This is a genomic window from Variovorax sp. 10L426 (assembly GCF_056395305.1).
The window spans coordinates 249,885-269,137 of record NZ_JBFTJF010000005.1; the positions used below are offsets into that span (position 1 = coordinate 249,885).

Genomic DNA, 19,253 nt, shown 5'->3' on the forward strand with positions numbered 1-19,253 from the left:
GAGGCGAGACCGCTCTATGGTGAAACGCGTGTTCCTTGGGCTGCTGCTGGTGCTCCTTGCACTGGTGGCGGCAGTGGCGGTCAATACCTGGCGTACACCGTCGCGGCAAGTTGCCGTGACGCCGGCGCCGGCGTTGCCGATCGATTTGCAGGCGGCTGCCAAGCGGCTGTCCGGTGCGATCCAGTTCCGCACGGTGTCCAGCCTCGACGATCCGGCTGGTAACGCGGCCGAATTCGACAAGCTGCACGCGTATCTCGCACAGCAATATCCGAAGGTCCATGCGACTCTCAAGAAGGAATTCGTCGGCCAGCATGCGCTGCTCTACACGTGGACCGGCTCCGACCCCACGGCGAAGCCGGTCGCGCTGATGGCGCACCAGGACATGGTGCCCATCGCGCCCGGCACCGAAAAGGCCTGGTCGGTCGAGCCTTTCAGCGGCGAGATCAAGGACGGCTTCGTCTGGGGCCGCGGTGCGCTCGACAACAAGGGCAATCTGTTCGCGCAGATGGAAGCCATCGAGATGCTCATCGGCAGCGGCTTCCAGCCACGGCAGACGATCTATCTCGTGATGGGCGACGACGAAGAGGTCAGCGGCCTGCGCGGTGCGCTACCGATCGCGGAGCTGCTCAAGTCGCGCGGCGTGCGGCTCGACTGGGTGCTCGACGAAGGCCTGCTGGTGCTGGACGGCGTGCTGCCGGGCCTGTCGAAGCCTGCGGCGCTGATCGGCCTTGCCGAAAAGGGCTACGGCACTTTCTTTCTGTCGCTCGACACGGCGCCGGGTCACTCGTCGATGCCGCCGATGCACAGCGCGATCGGCATGATGAGCGCCGCCTTGGCCAAGCTGGAGGCGACACCGATGCCCGGCGGCATCAAGGGCGTGGCCGGCCAGATGTTCGGCACGCTCGCGCCGGAGATGAGCGGCATCAACCGCGTCATGCTGTCGAACCTGTGGCTTACCGCGCCGCTCGTGGAAAGCCAGCTCGCGAAGAGCCCGAGCAGCAACGCAATGCTGCGCACCACCACCGCGCTGACCATCGTGCGCGCCGGCAACAAGGACAACGTGCTGCCCGGCCGCGCCGAAGCGGCGGTGAACTTCCGCATCCTGCCGGGCGACACCATCGACAGCGTGGAAGCGCACCTGAAACGCGCGCTCGGCAACGACGCGATCCAGGTCAAGCGCTATCCGGGCAATTCGGAGCCGTCGCCCGTCTCGCCGACCGACGGCACCGGCTACCGCTCGATCGAGCAAGCCGTGCGCCAGACCTTTCCCGACGCCGTCGTCGCGCCGGGCCTGATGACCGCCGCCACCGACTCGCGCCACTTCAGCCTCGTGAGCGATTCGGTCTACCGCTTCTCGCCGTTCCGCGTGAAGAGCGAGGACCTCGCGCGCTTCCACGGCACCAACGAGCGCATCGCGATCGCCAACTACGGCGAGGCGATCCAGTTCTATCACCAGCTGCTGCAAAACACCGCACAGCCTCAGTAAACGTCAACGTCATTCCTCTTCTTCAAAGGACCACACCATGACCAGCGCCGTCATCGTTTCCACCGCCCGCACGCCGCTCGCCAAGAGCTGGAAGGGTGCCTTCAACATGACGCACGGCGCCACGCTCGGCGGCCATGCGGTGCAGCACGCGGTGCAGCGCGCCGGCATCGATCCCGCTACGGTGGACGACGTGATCATGGGTTGCGCCACGCCCGAAGGCGCGACCGGCTCCAACATCGCGCGCCAGATCGCCCTGCGCGCCGGCTTGCCGATCACCACGTCGGGCATGACCATCAACCGCTTCTGCTCGTCGGGCCTTCAGACCATCGCAACCGCGGCGCAACGCATCATCGCGGGCGAAGGCGAGGTCTACGTGGCCGGTGGCGTGGAGAGCATCTCCTGCGTGCAGAACGAAGCCAACAAGCACATGCTGGCCGATCCATGGCTGGTCAAGCACAAGCCCGAGATCTACTGGAACATGCTGCAAACGGCCGAGCAGGTCGCCAAGCGCTACAACATCGGCCGCGATGCCATGGACGAATACGGTGCCGCCAGCCAGCAGAAGGCCACGGCCGCGCTCGAAGCCGGCCGCTTCAAGGACGAGATCGCACCGATCACCGTGCTGGCCGGCGTGGCCGATCCGGTGATGGGCCTGCGCACCAAGGAAGTCACCGTCGAGAACGACGAGGGCATCCGTGCCGGCACGACCAAGGAAGGCATCAGCGGCATCCGTCCGGCCATTCCCGGCGGCCTGATCTCGGCCGGCAATGCGAGCCAGTTCTCGGACGGCGGCGGTGCCTGCGTGATCGTCGACGAAAAGTACGCTGAGCAAAAGGGCCTGAAGCCCCTCGGCCGCTTCCTCGGCTTTGCGGTCGCCGGCTGCGAGCCCGACGAAATGGGCATCGGCCCGGTCTTCGCGATCCCGAAGGTGCTGAAGCGCCTCGGCCTCAAGGTCAGCGACATCGACCTGTGGGAACTCAACGAAGCCTTCGCCGTGCAGGTCATCTACTGCCGCGACAAACTGGGCATCCCGGCTGACCGCCTGAACGTCGACGGCGGCGCCATCGCGGTGGGTCACCCCTACGGCGTGAGCGGCCAGCGACTGACCGGCCACGCGCTGATCGAAGGCAAGCGTCGCGGCGCCAAGAAGGTCGTCGTCACGATGTGCATCGGCGGCGGCATGGGCGCGGCGGGCGTTTTCGAAATCTTGTAAAGCTCGCCCCCAGGCTCGCGCACTTCGTGTCGCTCTCCACCCCCTGCCGGGGGCAACCCCGGCGGCCCGGCGAAGCCGGTTCCGCGGGGTTTCTGGCCTGGGGCATCACACTGAGAACGTTAGAACGTTACGCAGCGATACGAACCATGAGCCTTCGTCCCACCCTCGAATTCCTCCTCTACGACTGGCTTCATGCCGAGTCGCTCAAAGAGCGCGAGCGCTTTGCCGACCATTCGCGAGAAACCTTCGACGCCGTGCTCGACACCTGCGAGCGCATCGCGCGCGAAAAGTACGCGCCTTTCAATCGCACCGTCGACACGCAGGAACCGCACTTCGACGGCGAGAAGGTCATCCTGCCGCAGGCCACGCACGACGCGCAGAAGGCCTTCGCGGAGTCCGGCATGCTCAGCGCCGCGCAGGACTACGACATCGGCGGCATGCAGTTGCCCTACACCGTGCAGGCCGCGGCCAACAGCTTCTTCGCGATGGCGTCGGTGAGCATCGGCTCCGGCATGCTGACCAGCGGCAACGCCAATCTGCTGATGGTCCACGGCACGCCGATGCAGCAGTCGGTCTTTGCGAAGAACGAGTTCTCGGGCCGCTGGTCGGGCACCATGTGCCTGTCGGAGCCGCAGGCCGGCTCCAGCCTCAGCGATGTCGCGACGCGCGCCGTTCCGGACGGCGCGGATTTCCAGGACGATCCGCTGGGACCGCGCTATCGCCTCACGGGCAACAAGATGTGGATCTCCGCCGGCGACCACGAGCTGACCGAGAACATCGTGCACATCGTGCTGGCGAAGATCCCGGACGAGAACGGCAAGCTGATTCCCGGCACGCGTGGTATTTCGCTCTTCATCGTGCCCAAGCGCATGGTCGACACCGAAGGGCAGCTGACCGGCGAACGCAATGACGTCGCACTCGCGGGCCTCAATCACAAGCTGGGTTGGCGCGGCACGACAAACACGCTGCTCAACTTCGGCGAAGGCAAGTATCCGGTCGGCGGCAAGGCCGGCGCGGTGGGCTACCTGGTGGGGCAGCCCGGCAAGGGCCTGCATTGCATGTTCCACATGATGAACGAGGCGCGGATCGGTGTCGGCACCGCGGCGACGATGCTCGGCATGGCCGGCTACCACGCCTCGCTCGACTACGCGAAGAGCCGCCCGCAGGGTCGGCCAGCCGGTCCCGCGGGCAAGGATTCGGCCAAGCCGCAGGTGCGCATCATCGAGCACTCCGACGTGCGCCGCATGCTGCTCGCTCAGAAGGCGTATTGCGAAGGCGCGCTGGCGCTGGAACTGTATTGCGCGCGCCTGGTCGACGAACAGAAGACCGGCAGTCTGGAGGCGGCCGACGACGCGCGCCTGCTGCTCGAAGTGCTGACGCCCATCGCCAAGAGCTGGCCGAGCGAATGGTGTCTCGAAGCGAATTCGCTCGCGATCCAGATTCACGGCGGCTACGGCTACACGCGCGACTTCCCGGTGGAACAGTACTGGCGCGACAACCGCCTCAACATGATCCATGAAGGCACGCACGGCATCCAGGCCGCCGACCTTCTCGGGCGCAAGGTGCTGATGGAAGACGGCCGCGGCCTCACGCTGCTGGCCGGACGCATCACCGAAACGATCGCGCGCGCCGGCAAGCTGCCTGCGCTGGCCGGCCATGCCAAGGCGCTGGGCGCGGCCTTGCAGCGCGTCGGCTCCGCGACCAAGGCGGCCTGGTCCACCGGCAATCCGCAGGAAGCGCTGGCCAACGCCGTGCCCTACATGCAGGCTTTCGGTCACGTGGTGCTGGCCTGGATCTGGCTCGACGTGGCGCAGCGCGCGCTCGAGCGCGACGCAGCCAAGGTATCCCCCGCCACGGCGGGCCGGATCGGCGCGACGGACTATTTCTTCAATTACGAATTGCCCAAGATCGGCGCCTGGCTGAATGTGGTGGAAAGCCGCGACCCGACCTGCGCAGCGCTGCCCGAGGAGGCCTTCTGATGGCCGCGACCCAGTCGCATGCCACGCTGGAGAAGTGGATATGGATCCTGATCTACGGTGGCTTGTTTCTGCTCATTCTCGGCATCGCGACCGGTCGGACGGAAGTGGCCCTCGGCTGGTCCATGGCCGTGCCCGGTGTGGTGATCGCCTTGGTCGGCGTCGTGCTGATCTACGTTCGCTCCCGTTTGAAAGACTCGAAGCAATCGAAGGAATCGCCATGATCAAACACGTCGTCATGTGGAAGCTCAGGAACGCCGGCGACGCCGCGAAGTTCAAGGCCAGGCTCGACACGTGCAAGGGCCTGGTGCCCGGCATGCGCGAGTTCGAGGTGGCCGTTCGCACCGAAGGCTTCGAAGCCAATCACGACGTCGTTCTCGTCTCGGCCTTCGACGACAAGGCGGCACTGCAGGCGTACCTGGAGCATCCGGTGCACGTCGAAGTGTCGACATTCCTGGGCAGCCTGCGCGAATCGCGCAGCGTGCTCGACTACGAAACCCAATGATTCCGGAGACACCCATGACTGCACGAAGCATCCAGAAACTTTTCGACCTCAGCGGCAAGGTGGCACTCGTCACCGGCGGCTCGCGCGGCCTCGGCCTGCAGATGGCTCATGCGCTCGGCGAAGCCGGCGCCAAGGTCATGCTGAGCTCGCGCAAGGCGGAAGACCTCGAACAGGCGGCGGCCGAACTCCAGGCCGCCGGCATCGACGCGCGCTGGATCGCCGCCGACTGCTCGAAGGAAGAAGACACCCGGCGCCTCGCGGACGAAACGCTGGAGCGCCTTGGCGCGGTGGACATCCTCGTCAACAACGCCGGCGCGAGCTGGGGCGCACCGGCCGAAGACCATCCGGTCGAGGCCTGGGACAAGGTGATGAACCTCAACGTGCGCGGCTATTTCGTGCTGGCCCAGCAGATCGCGCGCGGCTACATGATCCCGAAGAAGAGCGGACGCATCATCAACATCGCGTCGATCGCCGGCCTCAACGGCAACCCGCCCGAGATGCAGACCATCGCCTACAACACGTCGAAGAGCGCAGTGATCGGCTTCACGCACACGCTGGCGGCCGAATGGGGCAAGTACGGCATCAACGTCAACGCGATCTGCCCGGGCTTCTTCATGACCAAGATGGCATCCGGGTTGATCAAGTCGATCGGCGAGGAAAAGATGGCTGGCCACGCGCCGCTCGGCCGCCTTGGCGACGACGAAGACCTGAAGGGCATCACGCTGCTGTATGCCAGCGATGCCGGCAAGCACATCACCGGCCAGTGGCTGGCGGTGGACGGCGGAGTGAGCGTAGTGCTCGGCGCATGACATGACGTCCGCGACCGACAACATTCACCTGCGCTCCTATATCGGGCGGATTCCATTCGCGAGCCACCTGGGTATCGAGATCGCGAAGTTCGAGGGCGGCGGTTCGGAATTGCACTTCACTGCGAAGCCCGAGCACCTGAACACCTTCGACGTGACCCACGGCGGGGTCGTCATGACGATGCTCGATATCGCCCAAGCGGCCGCGGCACGCAGCGACACGCCGGAGATCGGTGTCGTCACGATCGAGATGAAGACCACCTTCATGGCGCCTTCGGTCGGCCCGCTGGTCGCACGCGGCAAGCTGCTGCATCGCACCGCGACGATGGCCTTCACCGAAGCCAAGATCTACGACGCGCAGGAACGCGTCTGCGCGCACGCGACCGGCACCTTCAAGTACGTGAAGCGCCGCCTGCCCATCGGACCCGCGAGCGCCAACGACATGCGCCCACCCTCTACAGACTGACCGGAGACTTTCATGCCCACCAACCGCCAACAGCTTCTCGACAACCGTCCCGAAGGCGAAGCCGTCGCCAGCAACTTCAAGCTCGTGAGCACGGAGACGCCCGCGCTCAAGGACAACCAGGTGCTGGTTCGTCATCACTACATGAGCCTGGACCCGTACATGCGCGGCCGCATGAATGAATCGAAGAGCTACGCGCAGCCGCAGCCGCTCGGGCAGGTCATGCAGGGCGGCACCGTGGGCGAAGTCGTCGAAAGCAAGCACCCCAAGTACGCCGTGGGCGACAAGGTCGTCGGCTTCGGCGGCTGGCAGGAATACAGCGTCGTCGATGCCTCGCAGCCCGGCGCGCTCAAGAAGGTCGACACGACGCATGTTCCGCTGTCCCACTACCTCGGCGCGGTCGGCATGCCCGGCGTGACGGCTTGGTATGGCCTCGTGAAGATCATCCAGCCGAAGGCGGGCGAGACCGTGGTCATCACCGCCGCCAGCGGTGCGGTGGGCAGCGCTTTCGGCGCACTCGCCAAGGCGCGCGGCTGCAGGGTGGTGGGCATCGCCGGCGGGCCGGACAAGTGCAAGTACGTCACCGACGAACTCGGCTTCGATGCCTGTATCGACTACCGCCAGCACCCGGACGTGAAGAGCATGAGCGCGGCGCTGAAGGAAGCCTGCCCGAACGGCATCGACGGCTACTTCGAGAACGTCGGCGGCTACATCTTCGATGCCGTGCTGTTGCGCACGAACAGCTTTGCGCGCATCGCGCTGTGCGGGATGATCGCGGGCTACGACGGGCAACCGCTGCCACTGGCCAATCCGGCGCTCTTCCTCATCAACCGCATCAAGCTCGAAGGCTTCATCGTCAGCGAGCACATGGAAGTGTGGCCTGAAGCGCTGGCCGAACTCGGCGGGCTGGTGGCGAGCGGCAAGCTCCGGCCGCGCGAGTCGATTGCCCAGGGCATCGAGTCGGCGCCCGAGGCCTTCCTCGGCCTGCTCAAGGGCCGGAATTTCGGCAAACAGCTCGTCAAATTGATCTAACCCCCAGGCTGCGCGCACTTCGTGTCGCTTCGCCAACCCCCTTTCAGGGGGCAACGCCGGCGGCCCGGCAAAGCCGGTTCCGCGGCGTTTCCCGAAAAGTCACGTGTCGGAGGTTTGCCATGAGCGACATCGAAACGCATGAAGTGTTCAACCAGCCGGCTCCGCTGACCGGCTACAACCTTTTCGACAGCAATCGGCCGCTGCGCGACGCGTTGAAGTTCAACGCGCCTGAACTCCACCTCGCGGCGCTCGGGCACCTGGGTGCGGCGATGGGATCGGTCGAGATGCAGACGCACGCGCGTCTCGCGAACATCCACACGCCGGTGCTGCACACGCACGATCGCTTCGGGCGGCGCATCGACGAGGTGGAGTTTCATCCGAGCTATCACGCGCTCATGTCGACGGCAGTGAGCGCCGGTCTGCACGGCTCGCCGTGGACGGCCTCGGGGCCATCGCCGCATGTGCATCGCGCTGCGGGCTTCATGCTCTTCACGGAGCTGGAGGCATCGATTCTTTGCCCCATCTCGATGACCTACGCCGTGACGCCCGCGCTGCGCGGCAATGGGGCCATTCATGCGGACTGGGGGCCGAAGCTCGCCAGCCTCTGGTACGACCCCACGCTCAACCCCTGGAGCGAGAAGCCCGGCCTGACCATGGGCATGGGCATGACCGAGAAACAGGGCGGCTCGGACGTGCGGGCCAACACCACGCGCGCCGTTCGCGCGGGCAGCGATGCCTGGGGGGAGCGCTACGAGATCACCGGCCACAAGTGGTTCTTTTCCGCGCCGATGTGCGACGCCTTCCTGGTGCTTGCGCAGGCCCCGGCCGGGCTGACCTGCTTCTTCCTGCCGCGCGTGCTGTCCGACGGCAGTCGCAATGCCATCCACATCCAGCGTTTGAAGGACAAGCTCGGCAACAAGGCCAATGCGAGTTCCGAGGTCGAGTTCCACGGCGCGAGCGCTTGGCTGGTCGGGGAAGAGGGGCGCGGCATTCCGCAGATTCTTGAAATGGGCACGATGACGCGGCTCGACTGCGCGCTCGGCACCAGCGGCCTGATGCGCCAGGCCCTGAGCCTCGCGCTGAATCACACGACGCAGCGGCAGGCGTTTGGCCGGCCGCTGATCGACCAGCCGCTGATGAAGAACGTGCTGGCCGATCTCGCCATCGAGAGCGAAGCCGCGACCGCACTCGCCATCCGCCTCGCGCGTGCCTTCGACCATCAGGACGACGAACACGAGCGCCTGATGGCGCGCCTGCTCACGCCGGTGGCCAAGTTCTGGATCTGCAAGCGCGGCAGCCACTTCGCGCAGGAGGCGATGGAATGCCTGGGCGGCAACGGCTACGTGGAAGAGGGCGGCGAGGGCACGATGGCCCGCGTCTACCGCGAGATGCCGCTCAATTCGATCTGGGAAGGCGCCGGCAACATCATGGCGCTCGACCTGCTGCGTGGCCTGCGCAAGGGCGATGCCGTCGCCGCGATCGTGCACGAACTGGCGCCGGCACGCGGCGTCGATGCCGCACTCGACCGCCTCGCCGACGCCTTGCCCGCACGCATCGAGGCGATGGCGACGGAGTCCGAAGCGCGCCGCCTCGCGCAGGATGTGGCGCTCGCGGTGCAGGGTGCGCTGCTCGCGCAGACCGCGCCGGGCGCCGTCGTCGGCGCGTTCTGCGCATCGCGCCTCGGCGGCGACTGGGGCCAAGCCTTCGGGACGCTTGGCACAGGCGTCGATTTCGATGCGATCATTGCGCGCGCGCAGCCCCAGTGACCCCGCAAGAAGGAAGAAGGACTTTCATGGCCGACCTGATCCTCCATCACTACGCGACCTCGCCGTTCTCCGAGAAGATCCGCCTGATCCTCGGCTACAAGAAGCTGGCCTGGAAGTCGGTGATCATCCCGCCGATCCTGCCCAAGCCCGACCTCCTGGCGCTGACCGGGGGCTACCGTCGAACGCCCGTGCTCCAGATCGGCGCCGACATCTACTGCGACACCGCGTTGATCTGCGACGTGCTCGAACATCTGGCGCCGGTGCCTTCGATCTACCCCGAGCCGGGCAAGGGTCTGTCGCGCCTTGTCGCCCAATGGGCCGACAGCACGATGTTCTGGGCTTCGATGGCCTACAGCCTCAGCGGCAAGGGCTTGGCGGACGCGTTCGCCAAGGCGCCGCCCGAGGCGGCCAAGGCCTTTGGCGAAGACCGCAAGGCCATGAGCAGCCACATGGTGCGCCTGCGCCCGGGCGATGCCGCGGCCGCCTACAAGTCTTATTTGCGGCGCCTGTCCGACATGCTGGACGACACCGACTACGTTCTGGGCGGCTTCCCGACGGTGGCGGACTTCGCCTGCTACCACCCGCTGTGGTTCACGCGCAAGCGCACGCCTTCGATGGCCGCCATCCTGCAACTGACGCCCGCGGTCGGCGACTGGATGGACCGCATGGCGGGCATCGGCCACGGCACGATGGAAACCTTCGACGCCACGCAGGCGATCGAAATCGCCGCCGCCTCGACGCCGCACACGCTGCTGTCGGACAGCACCTTCCAGGACGACCACGGCATCCCGCTCGGATCCCGCGTCACCATCGCTGCCGAAAGCTTCGGCCCCGAGCAGACCGAAGGCGAGCTGATCGCCGCCACGCGCACCCACTACACGCTGCGCCGCAGCGGAGACCGCATCGGCACCGTGCACGTTCACTTCCCGCGCATCGGCTACGTGCTGCGGCAGGTCGAGACTTCAGACTCTCAGTGAGCCGCGGAAGCCTCTGGCAGCGTAGTACGACTGCGCTCCGTTGTGATAGACGAACACCTTGCCGTAGCGTCTGTCGCAGAAGAGGGCCCCGCCGAGCGCCCGAATCTCAGACGGTGTCCTGACCCAACTGGACGTCTTCGCATCGAAGTCGCCGAGCTTCTGCAACGCTCGGTACTGTTCCTCGGAGAGCAGGTCGATGCCCATCGCTGCAGCCATTTCGGTGGCGCTGTTCGCCGGCTTGTTCTCCTTCCGCGATTCAAGCGCTTCAGCGTCGTAGCAGACGCTTCTGCGCCCTGATGGACTTTCCGGGGAACAGTCGAAGAAGATGAGGTGGCCTGTTTCCTCGTCCCGGGCAATGACGTCCGGTTCGCCACCCGTGGCCTCCATTTCGCGCAGCGACTTCAGTGCATCGGGATTGGCCTCGAGCCTCGCCTGTACTTGAGTCCATGCGATGCCGGCATGCCGGTGCATGTTCTTCTCGAAGCGGGCCTCAAGCGTTTGGAGCAATTCCTTCTGTTCTTGTGCTTTCATTTCATTTCATTTGAGCGCAACGACGATGTGCGCCTGGATTTTGCCGTCGACCGGCCCGGTGCCGAAGCGCCCGGCGAGCGCCTTGGCACAGGCCGTCGTTGCCGCAGCCAAACCTGTGGGCGATCGGGCCTCGATTTCATTGCGCAAGGGCGTTCCCTGGCAGTAGGCGACCGCCGCCATTTCCGCCGTCGCAGCGCGGCTGCGCGCTGCGACCGTCTCGATGCGCGGTTCGGGGCCGAATCCGGCAGCCGCGACATCCCGCGCAATGGCTTCCCGATCGAAATAACCGTGCGGCGTGCGCGCCATGAAGCGCGGTGGGTCCGCCGGGAAAAGCTCGGCGAGCGCGTTCGTGACCACGTCGGCGAATTCGTTTTCCTCGATGCGATCCCAGACATTGAAGAGCAGGGCGCCGCCCGGCCGGAGCACGCGCCGCGCTTCCGACAACGCGTGCACCTTGTCTGGAAAGAACATCACGCCGAACTGGCAGACGACGGCATCGAAGCCCGCGTCCTCGAACGGAAGTTGCATCGCATCCGCCTGCTGCCAGCGCACCGGCCGCTGGGTGCCGACCGCCGCGGCACGGTCCAGCATGGGCTGGTTCAGGTCCGTTGCAATCAGTTCGACCTGCGGGGGCAGTGCCTTGTCCATCGCCCGGGTGACGACCCCCGTGCCGGCGGCGATCTCGAGCACGCGAGACGGGCCCAGGGACGCAACGCGCCCCGCCAGGTCGACCGCATACGTCTCGAAGACCAACGGAACGACCTGGGTGTCGTACAACTCCGGAATCGAGCCGGCAAAGATCGTGTCGGAACCTGCGCTGGGCATGAGCTTCTCCTTCAGTCCCTCGAAGCTCCATCCTAGGCGCCGCGCATGGAATTGACCAGAAGTGCGCCGACGAGCACCTTTGCGACTGCACGGTTGCGGTTTCCGTATTTCAATAGCGCTTTCTTCCAAGACCAGAGACGAAAGGATTCGCGCAAATGATTCAGGATTTCAAGGGCACCACGGCCGTTCTCACCGGCGCTGGCTCCGGCTTCGGCCTTGAATGCGCGCGCATCGGCGCCGCGCGCGGCATGAACCTCGTGCTGGTCGACGTGCAGCAGGACGCGCTCGATCGCGCGCAGGCCGAAATGGAAGCCGCCGGCGCGCAGGTGCTGGCGCGCAAGGTCGATGTCTCGAACGCCGCGCAGATGGAGGATCTCGCCAAGGCCGTGCAGCAGCGCTTCGGCGCGCCGCACTTCGTCTTCAACAACGCGGGCGTCGGCGCCGGCGGCCTCGTGTGGGAAAACACGGTTGCCGACTGGGAATGGGTGCTCGGCGTCGACCTCTGGGGCGTGATCCATGGCGTGCGCCTGTTCACGCCGATGATGCTCGACGCGGCCGCCAAGGACCCGGCCTACCGTGGCCACATCGTCAACACGTCGAGCATGGCCGGCCTGCTGACGCCGCCCAACATGGGCATCTACAACACGGCCAAGGCGGCGGTGGTGAGCCTGACCGAGACGCTCTATCAGGACCTGAAGCTCGTGACCGACCAGGTCGGCGCCAGCCTGCTGTGCCCGTACTTCGTGCCCACCGGCATCACGCAGAGTGAGCGCAACCGCCCGAGCTCACTGCCGACGGGCCAGCTCACCAAGAGCCAGCTGATCGGCCAGGCGATGAGCAACAAGGCCGTCAGCAGCGGCAAGGTCACGGCGGCCGAAGTGGCGCAGAAGGTCTTCGAAGCGATCACCGCCAACCAGTTCTACGTGTTCAGCCACCCCAAGGCGCTGGGCAACGTGAAGAGCCGGATGGAGAACATCGTCTCGATCACCAATCCGGCCGATCCTTTCCTGGAGCGGCCGGAAATCGGCGCGAACCTGCGCGCGCAGCTGCGCGCGGGCTGAGTTTCACCTGAAGTTGAAGGGCGCATCCCAATCCTGCACGTCGACCAGTTGCCACTCCTGGTTGACGGCGTTGGGTGCGCTGAACCCGGCAATGCACTCGCGGACCAGCAAGGTGTTGCCTTGTTCGGGCAGTCCTGGAATCAGGCCATTCGCCGCATCCATGCACCGCCCGCGGCCGAAGAAGTTCTCCAGGATCGTTCGCCGCCCCATGAAGCACCGGCTTCGGGCCGGGCAGTCGACCGCGGACATGACGAGTGTCCGCAAGCGCCATAGCTGGGAAGCGTCCCCACTGCACGTCTCCTGGACGACTGTGGCGCCGGGCCGGAAGCCGTTGGTCTTCACGCATTTCCCTGAATGCCTCGCCCGCAGCATGAACCACTGATCCTGCAAGGGCCCGGCGTCGCCGGTCTGGGGTAGCCGCTGGATGCTGAACTGTTGGCTCTCGCCGCCGTAGTTCGGCGAGAGGACAACCGGCGCACCGTCATCGATGCGGCGCGCAAGGACCTCGGCCATCATCCGCGTGCCTGTATTGACCACGTAGAAGTAGGGGACGTCGTCGGCGGCAGCAGTTCGAGGAAATGCGGCGAGTGCGGACGCCACGGCCAGGATCAGCGTGGCAGCGAGTCGGGTCCTGAAAGCCATGGGGGCCTTCGAACAGCGAAGCGCATTGCAGTCGGCATGCATGACAACCTCCGTCCGCGACGTACCTGACTCGATGCCCCAACCACTGGGACACCGCCTGCCAGTCCGGACACGGCAAGACTGAACCATCCGCCTTCGTGCGTCAACACGACGCAGGCCCGGAGGCGGTTCCGGCGCGCCCGTGCCGGACCACCAGTTCGTGAAAACCCTCTTTGTCACGAATGTTTACGCATCAAGATACGAGTCTGGATTTTCCAGGACCTACCAAGGAGACACGCTATGACAGAGAAGCAAACGACCCGTCGACGCAGTCTGCTGAAAGGTGCGGCAGTCGCGGCTGGCGCCATGTCCGCGCCCATGCTGAGCATGGCCCAGACCACGACGCTGCGATTCCAGAGCACCTGGCCTGCGAAAGACATCTTCCATGAATATGCGAACGACTTCGCCAAGAAGGTCAACGACATGGCCGGCGGGCGCCTGAAGATCGAGGTGCTGCCCGCTGGTGCCGTCGTGCCGGCCTTCCAGTTGCTCGAGGCGGTGAACAAGGGCACGCTCGATGGCGGCCATGGCGTGGTCGCCTACCACTACGGCAAGAACTCGGCGCTCGCGCTGTGGGGCTCGGGCCCGGCCTACGGCATGGACCCGAACATGGTGCTGGCCTGGCACTATTACGGCGGCGGCAAGGTGCTGCTCGAGGAAATCTACAAGTCGATCAACATGGACGTGGTGTCGTACCTCTACGGTCCGATGCCGACCCAGCCGCTGGGCTGGTTCAAGAAGCCCATCGCCAAGGTCGATGACCTGAAGGGCCTCAAGTACCGCACCGTCGGGCTCGCGGTCGACATCTTCACCGAGCTCGGCGCCGCGGTGAACCCGCTGCCCGGTGGCGAGATCGTGCCCGCGCTCGACCGCGGCCTGATCGACGCGGCGGAGTTCAACAACGCCTCGAGCGACCGGGTGCTGGGCTTTCCCGATGTGGCGAAGAACTGCATGCTGCAGAGCTTCCACCAGAGCGGCGAGCAGTTCGAGATCCTGTTCAACAAGTCCAAGTACAACGCGCTACCGGCGGAGCTCCGCTCCGTCATCGACTACGCGGTGCAGGCGGCGAGCGCCGACATGAGCTGGAAGGCCGTGGCCCGCAACACGATGGACTACGGGGAGATGAAGAAGATGGGCGTGAAGTTCTACAAGACGCCCGACGCCATCCTGCGCGCCCAGCTTGCCGCCTGGGACAAGACGATCGCCAAGAAGTCGGAAGAGAACCCGCTGTTCAAGAAGGTGCTCGAATCGCAGAAGGCCTTTGCGCAACCCGCCGGCCAGTGGCAGAACGACTACATGGTCGACTTCAGGATGGCCTACAACCACTACTTCGCGACTCCGGCGAAGAAGACCTGATGCCGTCGCCGTCGCCGTAGCAGCCGCATCCGCCTTCCGGCCACGGCCGGAAGGTTTTTCCGTGCCTGTCGTACTTCGGGTTGCCCATGAAAACGCAACAAATACTGCACGCCGCCGACCGCCTGAGCACATGGACTGGCAAGACCTTTGCGTGGCTCATCGTCGCCCTGATGCTGGTGGTGTGCGCCGAGGTCTTCAAGCGCTACGTGCTCAACGCACCCACGGCGTGGATCTACGACGTGAACAACATGATGTACGGGACGCTCTTCATGATGTGCGGCGCCTACACGCTGTCGCAGGACGGGCACGTGCGCGGCGACTTCCTCTACGGCAGCATGAAGCCGCGCACGCAGGCCGCGCTGGACCTGGTGCTCTACTTCGCGTTCTTCCTCCCCGGCATCGGCGCGCTGACCTGGGCCGGCTGGAGCTACTTCCAGGACTCGCTGGCGATGCGCGAACAGACCTTCAACGCCACGCCGCTGCCGGTGTACCCGTTCAAATTCGTGATCCCGCTGGCCGGCGCCATCGTGATGCTGCAGGGTCTTGCCGAGATCCTGCGCTGCGTGGCGTGCCTGCGCACCGGCGAGTGGACGCCGCGCCTGAAGGACGCAGAGGAAATGGATGTGGTCGAGCAGCAGCTCGCCAGCAGTACCTACGTGGACGAGGAGGCGCGGCGCGATGTCATCGAACGCGCCAAGGACGTGGACGAAGCGGCGCGCCAGCGCGGGAGGGAGTCAGTATGAGCGCGGCGCGAAGCACAAGGGCACCCCAATGAACGAGGCCGCTCTCGGACTCACGATGCTGGGGCTCATCGTGGTCGTGATCATGCTGGGCTTCCCAACCGCCTTCACGCTGATGGGGCTGGGCATGCTGTTCGGCTTCGTCGCGTTCTACGATCCAGCCGTGCCCTGGTTCGACAACCATGTCTTCGATCTGATGGTGCAGCGGACCTTCGGCGCGATGACCAACGAGACGCTGCTGTCGATCCCGCTGTTCGTCCTCATGGGCTACGTGATGGAGCGCGGCGCGCTGGTGGACAAGATGTTCCACAGCGTGCAGCTCGCGTTTCGCCGCGTGCCCGGGTCGCTCGCGGTCGCGACGCTGATCATCTGCACCTTCTGGGGCATTGCCAGCGGCCTGGTGGGCGCGGTGGTGGTGCTGATGGGCGTGATCGCGATGCGGCCCATGCTCAACGCCGGCTACGACACGCGGCTCGCGGCCGGCGTCATCACCGCGGGCGGCACGCTGGGCATCCTGATCCCGCCTTCCGTGATGATCATCGTGTACGCGGCGGTGGCCGGGCAGTCGGTGGTCAAGCTCTATGCGGCGGCGATGTTCCCGGGCTTCTTCCTGGCGTTTCTCTATCTGCTCTACGTGATCGGATGGGCGCTGATCCAGCCCAAGGTGGCGCCGAAACTGCCCCCCGAAGCGCAGCGCGCACCGATCTCGCCCCAGGTGGCCCACATCGCAGCCACTTACTCGCGCCGCATGCTGCCGGCGCTCGCCGCCGCTGTGCTCATGCCGAAGCGTGCCCTGGAGGCGGCTGCGGCAGGCGTGCGGATCACCTGGTGGAAGCTGCTGGGCTTCCTGACGCAGGCGCTCGTGCCGATCCTGCTCGCGGTCGTGACGCTGGGCTCCGTCTGGTGGTACGTGACGATCTATTCGCAGAAGGACAACACGCCCCCGCCCCCGGAGGTCACGCAGGCGCAGCCGGCGCCGCAGTCGGGCACGGCATTGCCGGAGTCGTCGTCCGAGGCATTGCAGGAACCGCCGTCCGATGGCGTCCAGGAGCCGCCCGGCGCCGAAAGTACGCCCAGGGAGGGGGAGGAAGAAGGACGAGCCATGCAGGCCCTCGGCGAGCCGGTCGCGGCACCGCATGCCGAGGCGGTCCCCGAGTCCTTCTACACGGGCTTCTGGCTGACCTGCGCCTTCACCCTCGCGATGCTCGGCTGGTATTACTGGCGCCTGGACGCCGAGCAGTTCGAGATCCTGCGCATGCTGGTGTCGTCGGTCATGCCGCTCGGCATCCTGACGCTGGTGGTGCTGGGCGTGATCCTCTTCGGCATCACCACGGCCACCGAATCGGCGGCGGTCGGTGCGGCGGGCGCCTTCCTCATGGCATGGCAGGCCAGGACGCTGAATTTCCAGCGCATCAAGGAAGCCGTCTTCCTGACCGCGAAGACGACGGCGATGGTGTGCTGGTTGTTCGTCGGCTCGGCGCTCTTCTCGGCGGTGTTCGCGCTGCTCGGCGGCCAGCGGATCATCGAGGAGTGGGTGATGGGCATGAACCTCACGCCGCTGCAGTTCCTGCTTCTGTCGCAGGCGATCATCTTCGTGCTTGGCTGGCCGCTCGAATGGACCGAGATCATCGTGATCTTCATTCCGATCTTCCTGCCGCTGCTCGCGCATTTCCAGATCGACCCTCTGCTCTTCGGCGTGCTGGTGTTCGTGAACCTCCAGGCGGCCTTCCTGTCGCCGCCGGTGGCGATGTCGGCCTTCTACCTGAAGGGGGTGTCGCCGTCCCACGTGACGCTCAACCAGATCTTCGCGGGGATGATGCCGTACATGCTGATCGTCATCCTGTGCATGGTGTTCATGTACCTCTGGCCGGCCCTGACGCTGTGGCTGCCGCAGTACCTGTACGGAGGCTAGGCCTCACGCAAAAGGTTGAGCTGCTGGCTCAAGTCAACATCGTTCAAAAGAGGAGACCGCATGACCGTTCCATCCGTTCCCACCGACTTCACCGCCATGCTTGCGAACTGGGAGAGCCGGCAACCCGATGCCGTGGCCCTGAGCTTCGGCGGGTCGAGCCTGACATGGGCCGAATTGGCCCGGCGGGTGCGCCGCAACGCTGCCGCCCAGCGGGCGGCGGGGCTCAAACCCGGCGACCGGATCGCCGTTCTGGACCTCAACCATCCGTCGTGCCTCGAGCTGACGCTGGCCTGCGCGCAGGTCGGCACAGCCAACGCCGTGGTCAACTTCCGACTCGCGCCGCCTGAGATCGTCTATGTGATCAACGACGCGCGCGCCCGGATTCTCTTTGTCGGGCCGGAGTTCGCGGGGACTGTTGAAAAGCTCCGGGAGAAGCTGCCGGCCGTGGAGCGGGTGATCCGCATTGGCGGCCCCGACGACGAATACGAAGCGTGGCTGGCTGCGCATGAGCCCGATGCCGAGGTTCATTCCGCGACGCCCGATGACTGCTTCGTTCAGCTGTATACGTCGGGCACGACCGGCTTCCCGAAGGGCGCGATGCTCACCCACCGCGGGATGCTCGCGCACTCGCACAACGTCGCGATCGACCAAGGTATGGGCGCCGGCGCGCGCGTCCAGGTCGCGATGCCGCTGTTCCATGTCGGTGGTACCAGCTACGCGCTGACGGCGCTCAGCCAGGGCGCACGGATCACCATGCTGCGCATGCCGGACCCCGCGGCGGTGCTGGACATGCTGGAGCGCGAGAGGATCACGCACACGTTCCTGGTGCCCGCGCTGCTGGCCATGATGACCAAGGTCCCCGGTGCGGCCGACCGTGACTACTCGGCATTGAAGACGCTGTCCTATGGCGCCTCGCCGATGCCGCTTCCGGTGATGCGCGCTTCGCTTGAACTGTTCCCCGGTGTGATGCAACAGGTCTATGGCATGACCGAGCAATGCGGTGTCGTGACCGTCCTGGGTGCAGCGGACCACGGGGACCCGGCGGTTGCACACCGGCTCGTTTCGGCGGGCCGGCCGATCCACGGCGTCGAGATCAAGATCTGCGACCCGGTGAGTGGCGAGCCCGTTCCAACCGGTGAGCCTGGAGAGATCTGGGTCCGCAGCGAGCAGTTGATGGGTGGCTATTGGGGCAAGCCGGAGGCCACGAGAGCGGCGATCGCGGCGGATGGCTGGCTGCGCTCCGGCGACGGCGGACACATGGATGCCGACGGCTACGTCTACGTCACCGATCGCATCAAGGACATGATCATCAGCGGCGGCGAGAACATCTATCCGGCAGAGATCGAGCGGGTTCTGGCCGAGCATCCGTCCATCGAAGACGTTGCCGTGATCGGCGTGCCGGATGAACTGTGGGGCGAGGTGCCCAAGGCCGTCGTCGTCGCGGCGCCTGGGGCCACGGTCGACACGGAAGAGGTGCTGGCCTATTGCCGCGAACGCCTGGCGTCGTTCAAGTGCCCCAAGTCCTTCGACGTCGTCGATGCGCTGCCTCGCAACCCGACCGGGAAGGTCTTGAAGAAGGATCTCCGCAAGCCCTATTGGGAGGGGCGCGAGCGCCAGGTCGTCTAGGGTCGACCCGCATCTCAGTCGACCTTCGCCCCAGACGCCTTCACGACCGCGCCCATCGCATCCCAGTCAGCGCGCAGCAGTTTCTGGAATTCCTCGGCGGTCTGGCTGCGCGGCTCTACCCCGAGGCGCTTGAAACGCTCCTGGATCGCCGGCTCGGCCAGCACCTTGTTGGTCGCGGCATTCAGCCTCTCGATGTCCGCCTTCGGCGTACCTGCCGGCGCGAGCAGGCCGATCCACGAATCGAATGCGTAGCCCGGCAGGCCGCTCTCGGCCTTGCCAGTGCGCGACCGCTGTAGT

18 protein-coding genes and 1 pseudogene are annotated in these 19,253 nt (G+C 65.8%); 15 read left to right on the plus strand and 4 right to left on the minus strand.

Annotated features, from left to right (window positions below; all coding sequences use genetic code 11):
* Nucleotides 1-16: 16 nt before the first annotated feature.
* The 10 genes from AC1DHL_RS09675 (at nucleotide 17) to AC1DHL_RS09720 (ending at nucleotide 10,224) form a co-directional block, all read left to right on the plus strand.
* On the plus strand, nucleotides 17-1,486 hold the full coding sequence (locus AC1DHL_RS09675) for a M20 family peptidase (protein ID WP_478161846.1): 1,470 nt from the start codon (nucleotides 17-19) through the stop codon (nucleotides 1,484-1,486).
* A 37-nt stretch (nucleotides 1,487-1,523) separates the two neighbouring features.
* A complete protein-coding gene (locus tag AC1DHL_RS09680; protein WP_478161847.1) occupies nucleotides 1,524-2,699 on the plus strand; it encodes an acetyl-CoA C-acyltransferase in 1,176 nt (391 codons plus the stop codon).
* A 146-nt stretch (nucleotides 2,700-2,845) separates the two neighbouring features.
* A complete protein-coding gene (locus AC1DHL_RS09685) occupies nucleotides 2,846-4,678 on the plus strand; it encodes an acyl-CoA dehydrogenase (RefSeq protein WP_478161848.1) in 1,833 nt (610 codons plus the stop codon).
* A complete protein-coding gene (locus AC1DHL_RS09690) occupies nucleotides 4,678-4,899 on the plus strand; it encodes a hypothetical protein (protein ID WP_478161849.1) in 222 nt (73 codons plus the stop codon). The genes AC1DHL_RS09685 and AC1DHL_RS09690 overlap by 1 nt, the downstream gene beginning before the upstream one ends.
* Complete coding sequence (locus tag AC1DHL_RS09695) at nucleotides 4,896-5,180, plus strand: Dabb family protein (RefSeq protein WP_478102644.1); 285 nt, start codon at nucleotides 4,896-4,898, stop codon at nucleotides 5,178-5,180. Before AC1DHL_RS09690 ends, AC1DHL_RS09695 begins: the two co-directional genes overlap by 4 nt.
* A 14-nt stretch (nucleotides 5,181-5,194) precedes the next feature.
* On the plus strand, nucleotides 5,195-5,989 hold the full coding sequence (locus tag AC1DHL_RS09700; protein ID WP_478161850.1) for an SDR family oxidoreductase: 795 nt from the start codon (nucleotides 5,195-5,197) through the stop codon (nucleotides 5,987-5,989).
* 1 nt (nucleotide 5,990) lies between these two features.
* The gene (locus tag AC1DHL_RS09705) at nucleotides 5,991-6,452 is read left to right on the plus strand and encodes a PaaI family thioesterase (protein WP_478161851.1); all 462 of its coding nucleotides are present in this window, start codon (nucleotides 5,991-5,993) and stop codon (nucleotides 6,450-6,452) included.
* A gap of 12 nt (nucleotides 6,453-6,464) precedes the next feature.
* Nucleotides 6,465-7,481, plus strand: coding sequence for an NADP-dependent oxidoreductase (locus tag AC1DHL_RS09710; protein ID WP_478161852.1), 1,017 nt, complete (start codon nucleotides 6,465-6,467; stop codon nucleotides 7,479-7,481).
* Nucleotides 7,482-7,600: 119 nt separating this feature from the next.
* The gene (locus tag AC1DHL_RS09715) at nucleotides 7,601-9,247 is read left to right on the plus strand and encodes an isovaleryl-CoA dehydrogenase (RefSeq protein ID WP_478161853.1); all 1,647 of its coding nucleotides are present in this window, start codon (nucleotides 7,601-7,603) and stop codon (nucleotides 9,245-9,247) included.
* A gap of 26 nt (nucleotides 9,248-9,273) precedes the next feature.
* A complete protein-coding gene (locus AC1DHL_RS09720) occupies nucleotides 9,274-10,224 on the plus strand; it encodes a glutathione S-transferase family protein (protein WP_478161854.1) in 951 nt (316 codons plus the stop codon).
* On the opposite strand, the gene AC1DHL_RS09725 is transcribed toward AC1DHL_RS09720, so the two are convergent.
* Both AC1DHL_RS09725 and AC1DHL_RS09730 read right to left on the minus strand, forming a co-directional pair.
* The gene (locus tag AC1DHL_RS09725) at nucleotides 10,210-10,755 is read right to left on the minus strand and encodes a DUF4256 domain-containing protein (RefSeq protein WP_478102654.1); all 546 of its coding nucleotides are present in this window, start codon (nucleotides 10,753-10,755) and stop codon (nucleotides 10,210-10,212) included. The genes AC1DHL_RS09720 and AC1DHL_RS09725 overlap by 15 nt on opposite strands.
* A gap of 6 nt (nucleotides 10,756-10,761) precedes the next feature.
* On the minus strand, nucleotides 10,762-11,580 hold the full coding sequence (locus AC1DHL_RS09730) for a class I SAM-dependent methyltransferase (protein WP_478102655.1): 819 nt from the start codon (nucleotides 11,578-11,580) through the stop codon (nucleotides 10,762-10,764).
* A gap of 155 nt (nucleotides 11,581-11,735) precedes the next feature.
* Between AC1DHL_RS09730 and AC1DHL_RS09735 the strand changes: the two genes are divergently transcribed.
* Nucleotides 11,736-12,641, plus strand: a complete 906-nt coding sequence (locus AC1DHL_RS09735; RefSeq protein ID WP_478161855.1) for an SDR family oxidoreductase — start codon at nucleotides 11,736-11,738, stop codon at nucleotides 12,639-12,641.
* Between the two features lie 3 nt (nucleotides 12,642-12,644).
* Here the strand turns inward: AC1DHL_RS09735 and AC1DHL_RS09740 are convergent, their stop codons facing one another.
* Nucleotides 12,645-13,283 (minus strand): RICIN domain-containing protein, encoded by a 639-nt coding sequence (locus AC1DHL_RS09740; protein WP_478161856.1) that lies wholly within the window; start codon nucleotides 13,281-13,283, stop codon nucleotides 12,645-12,647.
* A gap of 279 nt (nucleotides 13,284-13,562) precedes the next feature.
* Between AC1DHL_RS09740 and AC1DHL_RS09745 the strand changes: the two genes are divergently transcribed.
* The 4 genes from AC1DHL_RS09745 (at nucleotide 13,563) to AC1DHL_RS09760 (ending at nucleotide 18,956) form a co-directional block, all read left to right on the plus strand.
* Nucleotides 13,563-14,678, plus strand: coding sequence for a TRAP transporter substrate-binding protein (locus AC1DHL_RS09745; protein WP_478102660.1), 1,116 nt, complete (start codon nucleotides 13,563-13,565; stop codon nucleotides 14,676-14,678).
* Nucleotides 14,679-14,764: 86 nt separating this feature from the next.
* Complete coding sequence (locus tag AC1DHL_RS09750; RefSeq protein ID WP_478161857.1) at nucleotides 14,765-15,421, plus strand: TRAP transporter small permease subunit; 657 nt, start codon at nucleotides 14,765-14,767, stop codon at nucleotides 15,419-15,421.
* 28 nt (nucleotides 15,422-15,449) lie between these two features.
* Nucleotides 15,450-17,330 (plus strand): TRAP transporter large permease, encoded by a 1,881-nt coding sequence (locus tag AC1DHL_RS09755; protein ID WP_478161858.1) that lies wholly within the window; start codon nucleotides 15,450-15,452, stop codon nucleotides 17,328-17,330.
* 60 nt (nucleotides 17,331-17,390) lie between these two features.
* Nucleotides 17,391-18,956, plus strand: a complete 1,566-nt coding sequence (locus AC1DHL_RS09760; RefSeq protein WP_478161859.1) for a long-chain-fatty-acid--CoA ligase — start codon at nucleotides 17,391-17,393, stop codon at nucleotides 18,954-18,956.
* A 14-nt stretch (nucleotides 18,957-18,970) separates the two neighbouring features.
* On the opposite strand, the pseudogene AC1DHL_RS09765 reads toward AC1DHL_RS09760, so the two are convergent.
* A pseudogene (locus AC1DHL_RS09765) lies at nucleotides 18,971-19,228 on the minus strand (Bug family tripartite tricarboxylate transporter substrate binding protein); the annotation flags it as partial.
* Nucleotides 19,229-19,253: the final 25 nt, after the last annotated feature.

Excerpts from the sequence above, each read along its gene's own strand:
- AC1DHL_RS09675 (WP_478161846.1), top strand. The coding sequence starts at position 17 with ATGGTGAAACGCGTGTTCCTTGGGCTGCTGCTGGTGCTCCTTGCACTG.
- AC1DHL_RS09680 (WP_478161847.1), top strand. The coding sequence starts at position 1,524 with ATGACCAGCGCCGTCATCGTTTCCACCGCCCGCACGCCGCTCGCCAAG.
- AC1DHL_RS09685 (WP_478161848.1), top strand. The coding sequence starts at position 2,846 with ATGAGCCTTCGTCCCACCCTCGAATTCCTCCTCTACGACTGGCTTCAT.
- AC1DHL_RS09690 (WP_478161849.1), top strand. The coding sequence starts at position 4,678 with ATGGCCGCGACCCAGTCGCATGCCACGCTGGAGAAGTGGATATGGATC.
- AC1DHL_RS09695 (WP_478102644.1), top strand. The coding sequence starts at position 4,896 with ATGATCAAACACGTCGTCATGTGGAAGCTCAGGAACGCCGGCGACGCC.
- AC1DHL_RS09700 (WP_478161850.1), top strand. The coding sequence starts at position 5,195 with ATGACTGCACGAAGCATCCAGAAACTTTTCGACCTCAGCGGCAAGGTG.
- AC1DHL_RS09705 (WP_478161851.1), top strand. The coding sequence starts at position 5,991 with ATGACGTCCGCGACCGACAACATTCACCTGCGCTCCTATATCGGGCGG.
- AC1DHL_RS09710 (WP_478161852.1), top strand. The coding sequence starts at position 6,465 with ATGCCCACCAACCGCCAACAGCTTCTCGACAACCGTCCCGAAGGCGAA.
- AC1DHL_RS09715 (WP_478161853.1), top strand. The coding sequence starts at position 7,601 with ATGAGCGACATCGAAACGCATGAAGTGTTCAACCAGCCGGCTCCGCTG.
- AC1DHL_RS09720 (WP_478161854.1), top strand. The coding sequence starts at position 9,274 with ATGGCCGACCTGATCCTCCATCACTACGCGACCTCGCCGTTCTCCGAG.
- AC1DHL_RS09725 (WP_478102654.1), bottom strand. The coding sequence starts at position 10,755 with ATGAAAGCACAAGAACAGAAGGAATTGCTCCAAACGCTTGAGGCCCGC.
- AC1DHL_RS09730 (WP_478102655.1), bottom strand. The coding sequence starts at position 11,580 with ATGCCCAGCGCAGGTTCCGACACGATCTTTGCCGGCTCGATTCCGGAG.
- AC1DHL_RS09735 (WP_478161855.1), top strand. The coding sequence starts at position 11,736 with ATGATTCAGGATTTCAAGGGCACCACGGCCGTTCTCACCGGCGCTGGC.
- AC1DHL_RS09740 (WP_478161856.1), bottom strand. The coding sequence starts at position 13,283 with ATGGCTTTCAGGACCCGACTCGCTGCCACGCTGATCCTGGCCGTGGCG.
- AC1DHL_RS09745 (WP_478102660.1), top strand. The coding sequence starts at position 13,563 with ATGACAGAGAAGCAAACGACCCGTCGACGCAGTCTGCTGAAAGGTGCG.
- AC1DHL_RS09750 (WP_478161857.1), top strand. The coding sequence starts at position 14,765 with ATGAAAACGCAACAAATACTGCACGCCGCCGACCGCCTGAGCACATGG.
- AC1DHL_RS09755 (WP_478161858.1), top strand. The coding sequence starts at position 15,450 with ATGAACGAGGCCGCTCTCGGACTCACGATGCTGGGGCTCATCGTGGTC.
- AC1DHL_RS09760 (WP_478161859.1), top strand. The coding sequence starts at position 17,391 with ATGACCGTTCCATCCGTTCCCACCGACTTCACCGCCATGCTTGCGAAC.